This window comes from Pseudomonas sp. GW821-FHT02H06 (assembly GCF_059421525.1).
In genome coordinates, this window is the sequence record NZ_JBWKVD010000011.1 from 92,687 (window position 1) to 105,731 (window position 13,045).

General features: G+C 62.5%; 11 protein-coding genes. 6 read left to right on the forward strand and 5 right to left on the reverse strand.

The genetic code is table 11. The features are described 5' to 3' along the window. Positions 1-77: 77 nt before the first annotated feature. Positions 78-1,106: an alpha/beta hydrolase gene (locus AC07VF_RS18225; protein WP_495007746.1), complete on the reverse strand. Its 1,029-nt coding sequence runs from the start codon at positions 1,104-1,106 to the stop codon at positions 78-80. A 187-nt stretch (positions 1,107-1,293) separates the two neighbouring features. Between AC07VF_RS18225 and AC07VF_RS18230 the strand changes: the two genes are divergently transcribed. Further along, positions 1,294-2,235, forward strand: coding sequence for an AraC family transcriptional regulator (locus AC07VF_RS18230; RefSeq protein ID WP_495007745.1), 942 nt, complete (start codon positions 1,294-1,296; stop codon positions 2,233-2,235). Positions 2,236-2,254: 19 nt separating this feature from the next. Here the strand turns inward: AC07VF_RS18230 and AC07VF_RS18235 are convergent, their stop codons facing one another. Further along, on the reverse strand, positions 2,255-2,698 hold the full coding sequence (locus tag AC07VF_RS18235; RefSeq protein WP_495007744.1) for a (R)-mandelonitrile lyase: 444 nt from the start codon (positions 2,696-2,698) through the stop codon (positions 2,255-2,257). Between the two features lie 95 nt (positions 2,699-2,793). On the opposite strand from AC07VF_RS18235, the gene AC07VF_RS18240 reads away from it, so the two are divergent. Continuing rightward, positions 2,794-3,693 carry a LysR family transcriptional regulator gene (locus tag AC07VF_RS18240; RefSeq protein WP_495007743.1) on the forward strand — a complete coding sequence of 300 codons (900 nt, stop codon included), beginning with the start codon at positions 2,794-2,796 and terminating at the stop codon, positions 3,691-3,693. Between the two features lie 9 nt (positions 3,694-3,702). Here AC07VF_RS18240 and AC07VF_RS18245 read toward each other — a convergent pair whose 3' ends face one another. After that, a complete protein-coding gene (locus tag AC07VF_RS18245) occupies positions 3,703-6,072 on the reverse strand; it encodes a DNA polymerase II (RefSeq protein WP_495007742.1) in 2,370 nt (789 codons plus the stop codon). A gap of 226 nt (positions 6,073-6,298) precedes the next feature. Between AC07VF_RS18245 and AC07VF_RS18250 the strand changes: the two genes are divergently transcribed. Next, positions 6,299-7,552: a M20/M25/M40 family metallo-hydrolase gene (locus tag AC07VF_RS18250; RefSeq protein ID WP_495007741.1), complete on the forward strand. Its 1,254-nt coding sequence runs from the start codon at positions 6,299-6,301 to the stop codon at positions 7,550-7,552. A gap of 505 nt (positions 7,553-8,057) precedes the next feature. Here the strand turns inward: AC07VF_RS18250 and AC07VF_RS18255 are convergent. Next, complete coding sequence (locus AC07VF_RS18255) at positions 8,058-9,230, reverse strand: aspartate aminotransferase family protein (RefSeq protein ID WP_495009725.1); 1,173 nt, start codon at positions 9,228-9,230, stop codon at positions 8,058-8,060. Between the two features lie 99 nt (positions 9,231-9,329). On the opposite strand from AC07VF_RS18255, the gene AC07VF_RS18260 reads away from it, so the two are divergent. The 3 genes from AC07VF_RS18260 to AC07VF_RS18270 all read left to right on the forward strand — a co-directional run bounded on the left by AC07VF_RS18260 (position 9,330) and on the right by AC07VF_RS18270 (position 12,477). Then, positions 9,330-10,232 (forward strand): LysR family transcriptional regulator, encoded by a 903-nt coding sequence (locus AC07VF_RS18260; protein ID WP_282370969.1) that lies wholly within the window; start codon positions 9,330-9,332, stop codon positions 10,230-10,232. A 132-nt stretch (positions 10,233-10,364) separates the two neighbouring features. Continuing rightward, entirely contained in the window at positions 10,365-11,381 is a 1,017-nt protein-coding gene (locus AC07VF_RS18265) for a zinc-dependent alcohol dehydrogenase family protein (RefSeq protein ID WP_495009724.1), read from the forward strand. A gap of 157 nt (positions 11,382-11,538) precedes the next feature. After that, positions 11,539-12,477 (forward strand): PI-PLC domain-containing protein, encoded by a 939-nt coding sequence (locus AC07VF_RS18270; RefSeq protein ID WP_495009723.1) that lies wholly within the window; start codon positions 11,539-11,541, stop codon positions 12,475-12,477. Here the strand turns inward: AC07VF_RS18270 and AC07VF_RS18275 are convergent. Next, positions 12,464-12,781: a class I SAM-dependent methyltransferase gene (locus tag AC07VF_RS18275; protein ID WP_282370964.1), complete on the reverse strand. Its 318-nt coding sequence runs from the start codon at positions 12,779-12,781 to the stop codon at positions 12,464-12,466. The genes AC07VF_RS18270 and AC07VF_RS18275 overlap by 14 nt on opposite strands. Between the last annotated feature and the right edge of the window lie 264 nt (positions 12,782-13,045).

Genomic DNA, 13,045 nt, shown 5'->3' on the forward strand with positions numbered 1-13,045 from the left:
CGCGCGTGCAACAAAAAGGACCGTTCCGGCAGGATCCGGCACGTGACCGGATCGAGCCGTCTTGAACAGCCTTGGGGTTACTTCAGATGGGTCTGAAAGAAAGACGTGAGCCTGTCGAAAGGAATCAGATCCACCCGGTCATATAAGTCCACGTGCCCGGCACCCGGAATGATCACCAGCTCTTTGGGCTGACCGGCCAGGCGATAAGCCTCCTCGCTGAACTCACGGGAATGGGCGTTCTCGCCGGCGATGAACAGCATTGGCCGCGGTGAAATCGTCTCGATGTCAGCGAACGGGTAGAAGTTCATGAACTTCACGTTGCTGGTCAGCGTGGGATGCGTGGTCAGCTCAGGCGACTGGCCCTTGGGACTGAACTCGCCGCGTGGGGTCCGGTAGAAATCGTAAAACTCACGCTCAATCGGGTTGGAGTGTTCGGTGAGTGTGTCCACGGTGCCGCTGGTGTACTGGGTTTTGCCACCGGCAAACTCGACATCACGTTGTGCAGCGGCGGCCGCGATGGCTTCTTTGCGTTGCTCGACACTGACCGAATGCTGAAGGCCGTTGCGATTGACGCCGCCCATGTCATACATGCTCACGGTCGCGACGGCCTTCATCCGTGGGTCGATCTTCGCAGCGCTGATGGCGAAACTGCCGCTGCCGCAGATACCCAGCACGCCGATGCGGTCGCGATCGACGAAGCCCTGGCTGCCGAGGTAATCGACGGCGGCGCTGAAGTCTTCGGCGTAGATCTCGGGGGACACCAGATTGCGCGGCCGGCCTTCGCTTTCACCCCAGAAGGACAGGTCGATGGCCAGCGTAATGAAACCCTGCTCGGCCAGTTTCTGCGCGTACAGGTTCGAGCTCTGTTCCTTCACGGCTCCCATCGGGTGACCGACGATGATCGCGGGGTACTTGCGGCCGCTGATCATGTCTTTGGGCACGAACAGGTTGCCCACTGTTTTCATCTGGTACTGGTTGTTGAACGTCACCTTCTGCCGGGTGACCTGTTCACTGGTGTAGAAGTTGTCAGCTCCGCTGGACATATCGGCTCCCATTGTCGCGAATGAGCTGACCAGCAAGGCCAGCCCCATCATCAGCTGTTTCATGAATGTCTCCGGCGCCAGGGCATGGCGCAAATGAAGTGTGCGATGCACATCTTCATGGCGCGGGCCGGGCAACCCGTAGAGCGATCCGGTGGTTTTCTTGCCTGATCCGATCAATCCCGAGGCGCGAGGCTGGACGGCTGTTTTGCCGGGCACGTACAGTTTCGACTTGATTCCGAGGGCCGCAGACATGCCACTGACATCCGCTTCCACACCCGCGTGCCGCGCTTCGGACACCGTGCAGCTGCGGTCGCTGACGAACATCATCGGGCACCTCACGCCGGCCTCCGGTGACTTTCCCACCGCCATCGCCGACCTCGGCCTGTTTCGTCGCGAAGCGCCCTCGCCGCCGGTCATGTGCATCCTCGCGCCAAGCATCGTGCTGGTGGTCCAGGGCGCCAAGGAAATGGTCATCGGCAGCGACGTCTACCCCTACGACACGACGCGCTTTCTGATCACCTCGCTGGACGTGCCGGCCAACTCCGCCGTGACCCTCGCCAGCGCGGACGTGCCGTGCCTGGGACTGGTGTTCAAGCTGGACCTGCGCACCTTGACCGAGCTGATCGCCCAAGGGGATGCGCCAACACCGAAGGCGCGCACCGTGGGCAAAAGCGCGGGCATCGCCAGCCTGACCTCAGCGCTGCTCGATCCCTTGGCCCGACTGGTCGACCTGTTGCAGGAGCCCGACGCCATTCCGGTGCTCTGGCCCCTGTTGCAGCGCGAGATTCACTTCCGCCTGCTCACATGCGATCAAGCGCCGCTGCTACGGCACATTGCGTCGGTCGACAGTCAGGGTTACCGCATCGCCAAGGCCATCGACTGGCTGAAGCTCAATTACGCGACAGCCCTGCGCGTCGAAGACCTGGCCGCGCGGGTGCAGATGAGCGCGCCGAACTTCCACCTGCACTTTCGCAACCTCACGTCCATGAGCCCGCTGCAGTACCAGAAATGGCTGCGCCTGAACGAAGCCCGGCGGCTGATGCTCAACGACCATCAGGACGCCGCCAGTGCAGCGTTCAAGGTCGGCTACGAAAGCCCGTCGCAGTTCAGTCGCGAGTACGGTCGGCTGTTTGGCGCACCGCCGAAAAAGGACATTACGCGGCTGCGCAGCCAGGCCGTGGCGGCGTCATGATCGTCTCCGCACCAGCCCCTCAGTCTTTTTTGACCGGCCCGGCCAGGTAGGTCTGCTCGGTCACCGGCTCCAGCCAGTCCACCGGCTTGCCGTCCAGCGCTTCATTGACCGCGACGTGTTGCATGGCGGTGGTGTCCGTTGCGCCGTGCCAGTGACGACGGCCGCAGTTACACCAGATCAGATCACCCGGACGGATTTCGGTTTTCGGCCCGCCTTCACACTGGGTCCAGCCGACGCCATCGGTGACCAGCAGGATCTGGCCCAGCGGGTGGGTGTGCCAGTTAGTGCGCGCGCCCGGCTGGAAATTCACGATGGCCAGACCGACCCGCGCCGGTGCCGGGGCGTTGAAAATCAGGTCAATGCGCACGTCGCCGGTGAACCAGTCTGCGGGGCCCTTGATGGCTTTGGCCGAGCCGGCGCGGTGGATTTGCATGTCTTCAGCAGCGCTGTCAGTGGCGGTCATGTCAGATCTCCAGAAAGTGTGCAGCCAGCGTAACAAGGGCACATTGGCGACAGTATCCGTAGAATGCTTCGATCAAAATGAAGGAGCGCTTCGCAATGGCGGATTACAAACTCGATGATCTGGCCGTGTTCGTCGCCGTGGGTCGAGAAGGGAATTTCACCCGCGCCGCCGCGGCGCTGGGCATCTCCCCCTCCGCCGTCGGCCAGACCATGCGCGCACTGGAGGAACGTCTCGGCGTTCGCCTGCTCACCCGCACCACCCGCAGCGTGACCCGCACCGAGGTCGGCGAGCAGTTATTCAAGGGACTGGCGCCGCTGCTCGACAGCATTGAAGAGCAGGTCAACGCCGCCATCGAGCACAGCGGCCGCCCGTCCGGCACGGTGCGCATCACCGCCGATGAATTCGCCGCGCGTTACGTGCTCTGGCCTCGCCTCAAACCATTGCTCGATCAATACCCGGACATGACCATTGAGCTGGTCACCGACTACGGCCTGACCGACATTGTTGCCCAGCGCATCGATGCCGGTGTGCGCCTGGGTGACACCCTCGCGGCGGACATGATCGCCGCGCCGATCGCCCCGCCGCTGCGGCTGATGACCGTGGCGTCCCCCGAGTACCTGGCGCGGCATTCCACGCCGCAGGTGCCGGAGGACTTGCCCCGCCATCGCTGCATCAACCTGCGCCTGCCCACCCATGGCGCGCTGTATCAATGGGAGTACGCCAAAGACGGCCGTGATATCCGCGTGCGCGTCGACGGCCCGTTGATCATGAACAGCGTGTTTCAGATTTTGCAGGGTTGCCTGGACGGCGTCGGTCTGGCGCAGCTTCCCGAGGGGCTGGTGGCCGGGCATATCGAGCAGGGCGAACTGGTGGAAGTGCTCGCCGACTGGTGCGAGCCGTTCGAGGGCTACCACCTTTACTACCCCAGCCGGCGCCAGCACACGGCGGCGTTTCGCGTGGTGCTGGAGGCGCTGCGGATCAATCCGCTGGCGTGAAAATGCGGATCAAAAGTCGAAGCTGAACTGGTCCTGGGAACTGAGATCGATGGTCCGCGAGATCACGAACGGCAGGATCGCGTCGGCAATCGGCTGCAGCTGTTTGCTGATGTAGTGATCGTAGTCGATGGCCGCCGTCCGCACTTCCAGCGGCTCGGGTCCGGCGACCGTGATCACGTAGCTGATCCAGCCGCCATTCTGGTACTGCAACGGCCGACCCTGCTGGCGGTTGTACTCATCGGCCAGCCGCGCGGCGCGCACATGGGGCGGCACGTTGCGTTCGTAATCGTCGAGGGCCCGGCGCAGGCGCTTGCGATAGACAAGTTGGCCGTCGAGTTCCCCAGCCAGGGTTCGGCCCACGTACTCCCGAATGTATTCCTGAAACGGCTGACGCTGGAAAATCCGCAGGTACAGCTCCTGCTGAAAAGTCCGGGCCAGCGGCGACCAGTCAGTGCGCACGACCTCCAGCCCCTTGTAGACCATTTCGTCTTTGCCATCGGCGCGGGTCACCAAACCTGCATAACGCTTCTTGCTGCCCTCCTCCGCGCCGCGAATGGTCGGCATCAGGAAGCGCTTGAAGTGGGTTTCGAATTGCAGCTCGAGCGCACTCTCCAGCCCGTATTCCTCTTTCACATGAGCGCGCCACCAGTCGTTGACCTGCTTGACCAGCGCGGTGCCGATCTGCGCGGCATCGTCCTGCTCATGGGCTTTTTTCAGCCAGACGAACGTCGAGTCGGTATCGCCGTAGATCACCTCGTAGCCTTGGGCTTCGATCAGCAGCCGGGTCTGGTGCATGATCTCGTGCCCGCGCAGGGTGATCGACGATGCCAGCCGCGTGTCGAAGAACCGGCAACCGCTGGAACCGAGCACGCCGTAGAAGGCGTTCATGATGATTTTCAGCGCCTGGGACAGCGGCGCATTGCGCTCGTGTTTGGCCACCTCGCGCCCTTCGGCCACCCGCGAAACGATGGCCGGCAGACAATGCCGGGTTCGGGAAAAACGCGCGCCACGAAAGCCTTCCACCGACTCGCTGTCGTCGGGGTGCTTGAGGCCTTCGATCAAGCCTACGGGGTCAATCAGAAAGGTGCGGATGATCGACGGATACAGACTCTTGTAATCGAGCACCAACACCGATTCGTACAGCCCGGGGCGCGAATCCATGACGAAACCGCCGGGGCTGGCTTCCGGCATGCGCTCGCCCAGGTTCGGCGCGACGAAGCCCTGGCGGTGCATCAGCGGGATATACAAATGCTCGAACGCGGCCACCGAACCGCCGCTTCGATCCACCGGCAGGCCGGTCACCGTGGCGCGTTCGAGGAGGAAGGTGAGCAGCTCGGTCTTGGCGAAAATCTGCGTGACCAGCTCGCAGTCCTTGAGGTTGTAACGCGCCAGCGCCGGCTTGTCCTCGGCGAACATGCGGTTGATCTCGTCCATGCGCTGATACGGATTGTCGATGGCCTTACCTTCGCCCAGCAGCGTCTGCGATACGTTTTCCAGGCTGAACGAGGGAAAGCTCCAGGTCGCCGAACGCAGCGCTTCGATGCCGTCGATGATCAAGCGCCCGGCCGCCGCCGCGAAGAAGTGATTGTTGCGCGCGCCGTGTTCGCGCCAGGTCATCACCTCGCCGCCGCGCCCCAGACGCAGCGGCACATTCAAGCGCCGCGAGTGCTCATGCAGCACGCGCAAATCGAACTGCACCACGTTCCAGCCGATGATCCCGTCGGGGTCATGGCGGGCCATCCATTCGTTGAGTTTCTCCAGCAGCGCAACGCGGGTGTCGCAGTATTCGAGCTTGAAATTCACCTGGGCGTCGTCGCCATTGGCCGGGCCGAGCATGTACACCTGACGCTCGCCGCAGCCGTGCAGGCCGATGCAATACAGCTCGCCGCGCTCGGTGGTTTCGATGTCCAGCGAGACCAGTTTCAGGGTCGGTCGGTACCGTGGATCAGGCCTGAGTTGCGCGTCCAGCAACAGGCCGTTGGCGTCCGGCCGCCCGCCGAACTGCACCGGCGCGGTGATGAAACGCTCCATCAGGTAGCGCTCGGGCGGGCGGATATCGGCTTCGTAGACGTCGACGCTGGCTTTGCGCAGGTCGCTTTCCAGGTTCATCAACTGGCGATGCTGACGCGTATACAGCCCCATCACCGGGCGATGGCGGAAATCACACAGCTCCAGTGGCTTGAGCTCGACATGGCGCTCGTTGCGCAACACGGCTTCAGCGCGCTCGCGGTGCTGCTCCGGGATAAACGCGACGGAGGTCTGGTACGGCAGGCGCACCTGGCGCGGCCCCTCGTCGGTGGCCAGCCAGAATTCCACTTCGGTGCCGGCGTCCGTGTCGCGCCAATGCCGGGTCAGGACGAAGCCCTGCTGTAAATCCACCGCTGCAACCTCGTCGCGTTTTATTTCAGACGGGGATTCTACGGTGAATGATGTAGGAAAGCGCGGCGGCTGCGGAAAAGCACCATGCCCGGCCGATGACCTGTCAGCCAGCAGCGGCTCTCCCGGAAAATCCGGCCCACGGTCAGTGCCTGACGACCTATGCTGCGGGAACGATGTGGGTCCCATGGACATCACAACAACTCGACCATCATCTGAGGGATCCAGCATGCACGTTCGACGTACCGCCCTGACGACTTCCATCCTCGCCGCGCTGTTGAGCGGCGGCGCTTTTTTTGCTGGCTGCGCCTATGCCGCCGATGTCTCCCCAGAGCAGTTATTGAAGAAGGCCGAGGCCGAGCAGAAACCTTATCTGGCCACCGTCAAGCAACTGGTCGACATCGACACCGGAACGGGTCAGGCACCCGGCCTGAAAATGGTCAGTGCGGTGCTGGTCGAACGGCTGAAGGCTTTAGGCGCAACAGTCGAAACCACGCCGGCAACGCCCTCGGCGGGCGATAACATCGTCGGCACCCTCAAGGGCACGGGCAGCAAATCCTTTCTGCTGATGATCCACTACGACACCGTGTTCGGTCCGGGCACCGCCGCCAAGCGGCCTTTCCGCGTCGACGGCGATCACGCCTACGGCCCTGGCGTGGCCGACGCCAAAGGTGGCGTGGCGATGGTGCTGCATACCCTGAAGCTGCTGGAAGACCAGAAATTCAAGGACTTCGGCACGATCACCGTGCTGTTCAACCCTGACGAGGAAACGGGGTCCGCCGGCTCGAAAACCCTGATCGCCGAACTCGCCCGCAAGCACGACTACGTGTTCTCGTTCGAGCCACCGGACAAGGACGCCGTGACGGTCGCCACCAACGGCATCAACGGCGTGTTCGTCGATGTCAAAGGCAAATCCTCCCACGCCGGCTCCGCCCCGGAAGCCGGGCGCAATGCGGCCATGGAACTGGCCCATCAACTGGTGCAGCTTAAGGACCTGGGCGATTCGGCCAAGGGCACTACGGTGAACTGGACCCTGATCAAAGGCGGCGAGAAGCGCAACATCATCCCGTCGAGCGCCGCGGCTGAGGGCGACATGCGCTATTCAGACCTGAGCGAATCCGATCGCGTATTGGCCGACGGTCAGCGCATCGTGCAGGGCAAAATGATCGACGGCACCGACGTCACCTTCCGCCTCGACAAAGGCCGCCCCCCACTGGCAAAAAACCCCGCAACCGACGCCCTCGCCAAAACCGCCCAGGCGATCTACGCCAAAACCGGCCGCACCCTCGAACCCATCGCCATGCGCTTCGGCACCGACGCCGGCTACGCCTACGTCCCCGACAGCCAAAAACCCGCCGTCCTCGAAACCATGGGCGTCGTCGGCGCCGGCCTCCACGCCGACGACGAATACATGGACCTCACCAGCATCGCCCCGAGGCTCTACCTGACGGCGGCGATGATCATGGAATTGTCCGGGAAATAAGGCGGGGCGCTTTTTAGAGCTTGTCGATAGATCGCGACTTTGTTGCCCTTCGGGCCTTTCGCGAGCAAGCTCGCTCCCACATTTGCTTAAACGTGCCATGGCCTGATAGACCGAGTTGCCAGCTTTTGGGTTGCGTCGAAAATTGGGCGGGGCTACATAAGACGGGCTTTGATTTTCGCCTTTGATCATCATTACGACGCAAAAAGTCCAGTCACCACCAATCGCGACTTTGGTGCAGGCTGAACGCAGACGACGCGGAGTGGGCCGAGCCGCATGGATGCGGCGAGAGCGCCGTCAGGACATGGATGTCCGTTCGGCGCGGGCCCACGGAGCGTCGTCGAAGTGAGGGTATTCCGACGAAGGAGGAACCCAACCAGGAGCAAGCACCCTTGGTTACTTGGGGTGCTTTTCCAAGTAACTCGCCGAAGGCGAAACGTCTGCCCCCAGGCAGACGCTCTTGATCTTAAGGTCGTTGATCTTGATCTTGATCTTGATCTTAAAAACCTCAACCGCGAAGCGCCCCTACGACGCCTGCCACGATCCGGTCCACATCGTTTGCATCAATCACCAACGGCGGCAACAGCCGAATCGTCTGCCCACGCGTCACATTGATCAACACCCCATACTCCTGCGCCGCCACCAGACACACATCCCGAATCGGCCGCCTCAACTCAATCCCGATCATCAACCCCATCCCCCGCACCTGCGCCACATCAGCGTGCCCCGCCAGCGCAGCGCGCAGACCCGCCAGCAACCGCTCCCCCTGCACCGCCGCATTGAGCAAAAGCCCCTCATCCTCAACGATATCCAACACCGTACAACCCACCCGGCACGCCAGCGGATTACCGCCAAACGTACTGCCATGACTGCCCGGCGTGAACAGCCGCGCCACCGCCGCCGTCGCCAGACACGCACCAATGGGAATGCCATTGCCCAGCGCCTTCGCCAGCGTCATCACATCCGGAACGATCCCCTCATGCTCGAACGCAAACCAGCGCCCCGTCCGACCTATGCCCGTCTGGATCTCATCCAGCATCATCAGCCAACCGTTTTGAGTGCAATGGTCGCGCAGTGCCTTTAGATAGCCCGGCGGCGGCAACGCCACACCGCCCTCGCCCTGAATCGGTTCGACCAGCACCGCGACGATGCGCTCGCCATACGCCAACGTCGCCTGTTTAACCGCAACGATGTCACCGAACGCCACCTTCACGAACTCACCGGACATCGGCTGATAACCCAGCCGCGCAGCGCCGTTATCGCTGGCCGACAGCGTGCCGAGGGTGCGGCCGTGAAAGGCGTTGTCCATCACCAGCACCAGCGGATGCTCGATGCCCTTGGCCCAGCCATACAAACGCGCCAGCTTGAGCGCGGTTTCGTTGGCCTCGGCGCCGGAATTGTTGAAAAACACCTGTTCCAGCCCCGACAGCCGGGTCAGACGTTGCGCCAGCTTCTGCTGCCAGTCGATGCGGTAATGGTTGGACGTGTGCAAGAGCAGCCCGGCCTGCTCGCTGATCGCGGCGACAACCTTTGGGTGGCTGTGGCCGACGTTGGTCACCGCAACACCCGCGACGGCGTCCAGGTACAGACGGCCGCTGTCGTCCCACAGCCGCGCGCCTTCGCCACGGATGAAGCTCAACGGCATGGGTTTGTAGGTGTTCATCAGGCAGGCGGCGGTCATGTCGGTGGCTCCGTCACGGGTAAGTGAGGCCAGTATCGTTAGCCCGTTCTGATGTATAAAGAGCGCCACCCTTCAGTGACTTTAAAGCAGGACTTGATAATGGATGTATTTCTGGCGATGACGGTCTTCGTCAAAGTGGTCGAAGGCGGCAGTATGACCGCGGCCGCGCGCCAGTGCGAAATGTCGACGACCATGGTCGGCAATCACCTGAAAGCACTGGAGCAGCGCCTCGGAGTGAGCCTGTTGCAGCGCACCACGCGCCGGCAGAACCTGACCGAGTTTGGCCTCGAATACTACCGACGTTGCGTCGAAGTACTGGGGCTGGTGAATGATTCCGAGCGCATGGCCGAACAGGCCCAGACCGAGCCCAGCGGCACCTTGCGCGTCACCGCCCCGCCAGCCTTCGGCGCCGAACGGCTGGCGCCGTTGCTCAGCGATTTCGTCCAACGCTACCCGGAGATCAAGGTGGAGGTGGTGCTCAGCAATCAGACGATGGACCTGATCGAGCACGGTTTCGACGCCGCCATCCGCCTCGGCACCCCGGAATCTTCGGCCTTGATTGCCCGGCCCCTGCAGGACTACACCCTGACCATCTGCGCAGCGCCCGTCTATTTGAAGCGTCGGGGTACACCGAAAACCGCCGATGACCTGCGCGACCACGACTGCCTGGCGTTCGCCTACCCCGCCGGCGATGACTGGCGTGCCGCCGACAAATTATGGCGCCTGACCGGGCCCGACGGCGTGATGGAGGTGCCGGTGTCGGGCTCGATGATCGTCAACAGCACGCCGGCGCTGCGCCAGGCCGTGCTCGCCGGGATGGGCGTGTCGATGCTGCCCGACGTGCTGATCAGCGAGGACATCGCCAGCGGAAAGCTCGTGCCACTGCTGCAGGATTATCAACCGCCCAGCCGCACGCTGTGGCTGATGTACCCCCAGGACCGCTATCGCCTGCCCAAGGTGCGGCAGTTTGTCGAACATGCTTTACGGGCCTGGGGCAAATAAGCGCTCACGCCAGCGAAGTCGTCAACGCGAATTGATAGCAGGCATGTCGGGTATCGACCGACAGAAATAGTGCCCCGTGGCCCCCATCGATACAGTCGTTGCAACACTCAACGACAGGCATCGAGGTCGACAATGTCACGCGCCATCAAATTCCATCGCTTCGGCAAAGCCGATGTGCTCAGTTGCGAGGAGCAGCCTGACCGGTCCCCCGGCCCACAGGAAGTGCTGGTTCGTGCCGAAGCCATCGGCATCAGCTGGGACGACGTGTTGTGGCGGCAGAACCTGTCACTGGCACCGGTGCAACTGCCAGCGGGTCTGGGCAGTGAAATGGCCGGCGTCGTCGAAGCCGTGGGCGCTGGCGTGACCGACTTGAAGGTGGGCGACAAGGTGGCGAGCTTCAAAGCCATGAGCGCCAACCAGTACCCGGTGTGTGGCGACCACGTGATGGTCCCGCGCAACGCGCTGACCCTTTACCCGGACGCACTGACGCCGGTGGAAGCCAGCGTTCACTACACGCCGATGCTGCTAGCCTGGTTTGCCTTCGTCGAGCTTGCCAACGTGCAACCGGGCCAGACCGTGCTCGTCACCGACGCGACGTACAGCCCCGGCATTGCCTTCGTGCAGTTGGGCAAGGCGTTGGGCCTGCGGGTGATCGCGGCGACGCCCCATGGGCAAGACCGTGAATACCTGCTGGCGAACGGCGCCGATCGGGTGATCGTCACCGACGAGGACGACATCGGCCTGCGCATCGAGTCGCTGACCCAAGGCCATGGCATCGAAGCGGTGTTCGACGGACTGGGCGGCATGCAGATGTCGATGCTCGGTGACGTGCTGGCGCCCCGCGGCAGTCTGGTGCTGTACGGCCTGCGCGGTGGCAACAAAACGCCTTTCCCGGCGCAGCAGGCATTCCGCAAGAACATGCGCTTCCACGTGCATTGCCTGGAAAACTTCACCGGCAAACCGGAGCTGGGCATCGAGCAGAATGGCCCCGCCCTGCAGCGGGCACTGGACGCTATCAACGATCTGACGGCCAAGGGTCTGCTCAAGCCGGACATCCACCGCACCTGGCCCTTCGAGCAGTTCGGCAAGGCGCACAACCACCTCGACGAGCATCCCGTGCGCGGTCGCGTGGTGCTGAAAGTCAGATGAGCGCAGGCCGCCATTCACATGGGGTAACAGACCTGAAGAACTGCCTTGGTTGACGTCGGTGACGCGGCGGCCACACTCCAGAAAAGGACTTTCCGAGCGAATGACCGCTCACCCCGCTCCGCCCTCGGAGCCTCACCACACGTCAAGGAATGACTGTATGCCCCTTAACCCACCGGCTTCACCCCGTCCGCCCCATCTCGACTGGATGGCGCACATCCCCGAACTCGCGCAGTTGCGCATTGACCAACTCATCCTCCCCGGCGCCCACAACGCCGGCAGCGACAAGCTGTCACCCAACTTCGCCGTCCCCCAGGAGATGGCCCAGGACGTCGCGCCCCTGGAGCAATTGCGCCAGGGGGTGCGCGCGCTGGATTTGCGCGTGGCGTTTTATTCGAAGTATGAAAAGGGTGACCCGCGGCGTTTTCAGCTGTTCCACCTGACCTCGTCAGGGCGCACGGTCGCCGGAGACATTCTGGCGTGCGTCCATGCATTTTTTGAAGAACTGGAACAGAACGGCTCCCCGGCGCGTGAAATCGTCATTCTGGATTTCCATCAGTTCAAGGATTTCACTGAACTGACCCACAGGGAATTTCAGAACCTGCTAACCAAAACCCTTGGCCCGAGGGCTGTGCCACGGCAGCTGAGCGGGCTGACGCTGGAAGGCATCTGGCGTGATCATCCGGGCAAAAACGTCGTGCTTGCCTATAACCGGCGCTCCGGCGACGAGCTGTTGTGGGACGGGGTCAAGCAGCGCTGGCCGGGAGAAAACCTGTTCAACACCAACACCCTGAAGGCGTTCGTCAACGAAGTGGCAGTGGAAAACAAACCCGAGTTCAGCCTGACCGCCATCCAGTGCGCCAAGTATTCATTGCCGCTGCACGCGCCCAGTGACTTGAGCGGGAAGATCGATCAGTGGTTCGAGTCGACGGACGAGAACAGCTTCATCCAGAATTTCTACATCATCAACACCGACTGGACCCTGCGCAGCGCGCTGGTCGCCCATTGCCGTCACGCCAATGGTATGCGTGCCCGCTTCAACCTGCGCCATCCCGATCAGCCGTTGCAACCCAGGCGGCGAGCCGTCAGCAGCGCGTGATCAAACCCTGTCGGGCGACGCGGATCAGTTGGTGAATCACCGCTTCCGCGCGCTCGGCAGCGGGCGCCTGAATCACGGCCAAGTCGAACTGATCGTTGCTGAAGCGCTCAAGGGCATCGTCGGTTTCGATGAATTGAATGAGGAAAGCGTGCGGGCCGCCCTGGCGACGCGGCCAGCCGTCCAGGTAACGCAGCAACGTCGGCTGATGGGCGCCGCCCAGAAGGATTTGTGGATTACGACGATTGAACTGGCTGGCGATGGGGGCCAGACGAACGAGGGGACGCGGGTGGGAATGACTGCTCATAGTGTCGTTTTCTCTGCCTCATTGATCCGCTGGGCAGCGGTGAGAGGCAACACCGAACCAGCGCTTTAGCGGAATTTCGATGACGAATGACCGTCACCCGGCGCCCCGCAAGTAGCTGTTTAAATCGGCGCATGAACGGCATCCTAGAGAAGCGCTGTAGGCATTGTCAATCGACGGATACCGTCGCGCTCCTGTCTAACCGGACGCAAAAAAATCCCGACGCTCTGAGAGGCCGGGATTTTTGTTTGCTAACAATGTGGCTGC

Excerpts from the sequence above, each read along its gene's own strand:
- AC07VF_RS18225 (WP_495007746.1), bottom strand. The coding sequence starts at position 1,106 with ATGAAACAGCTGATGATGGGGCTGGCCTTGCTGGTCAGCTCATTCGCG.
- AC07VF_RS18230 (WP_495007745.1), top strand. The coding sequence starts at position 1,294 with ATGCCACTGACATCCGCTTCCACACCCGCGTGCCGCGCTTCGGACACC.
- AC07VF_RS18235 (WP_495007744.1), bottom strand. The coding sequence starts at position 2,698 with ATGACCGCCACTGACAGCGCTGCTGAAGACATGCAAATCCACCGCGCC.
- AC07VF_RS18240 (WP_495007743.1), top strand. The coding sequence starts at position 2,794 with ATGGCGGATTACAAACTCGATGATCTGGCCGTGTTCGTCGCCGTGGGT.
- AC07VF_RS18250 (WP_495007741.1), top strand. The coding sequence starts at position 6,299 with ATGCACGTTCGACGTACCGCCCTGACGACTTCCATCCTCGCCGCGCTG.
- AC07VF_RS18255 (WP_495009725.1), bottom strand. The coding sequence starts at position 9,230 with ATGACCGCCGCCTGCCTGATGAACACCTACAAACCCATGCCGTTGAGC.
- AC07VF_RS18260 (WP_282370969.1), top strand. The coding sequence starts at position 9,330 with ATGGATGTATTTCTGGCGATGACGGTCTTCGTCAAAGTGGTCGAAGGC.
- AC07VF_RS18265 (WP_495009724.1), top strand. The coding sequence starts at position 10,365 with ATGTCACGCGCCATCAAATTCCATCGCTTCGGCAAAGCCGATGTGCTC.
- AC07VF_RS18270 (WP_495009723.1), top strand. The coding sequence starts at position 11,539 with ATGCCCCTTAACCCACCGGCTTCACCCCGTCCGCCCCATCTCGACTGG.
- AC07VF_RS18275 (WP_282370964.1), bottom strand. The coding sequence starts at position 12,781 with ATGAGCAGTCATTCCCACCCGCGTCCCCTCGTTCGTCTGGCCCCCATC.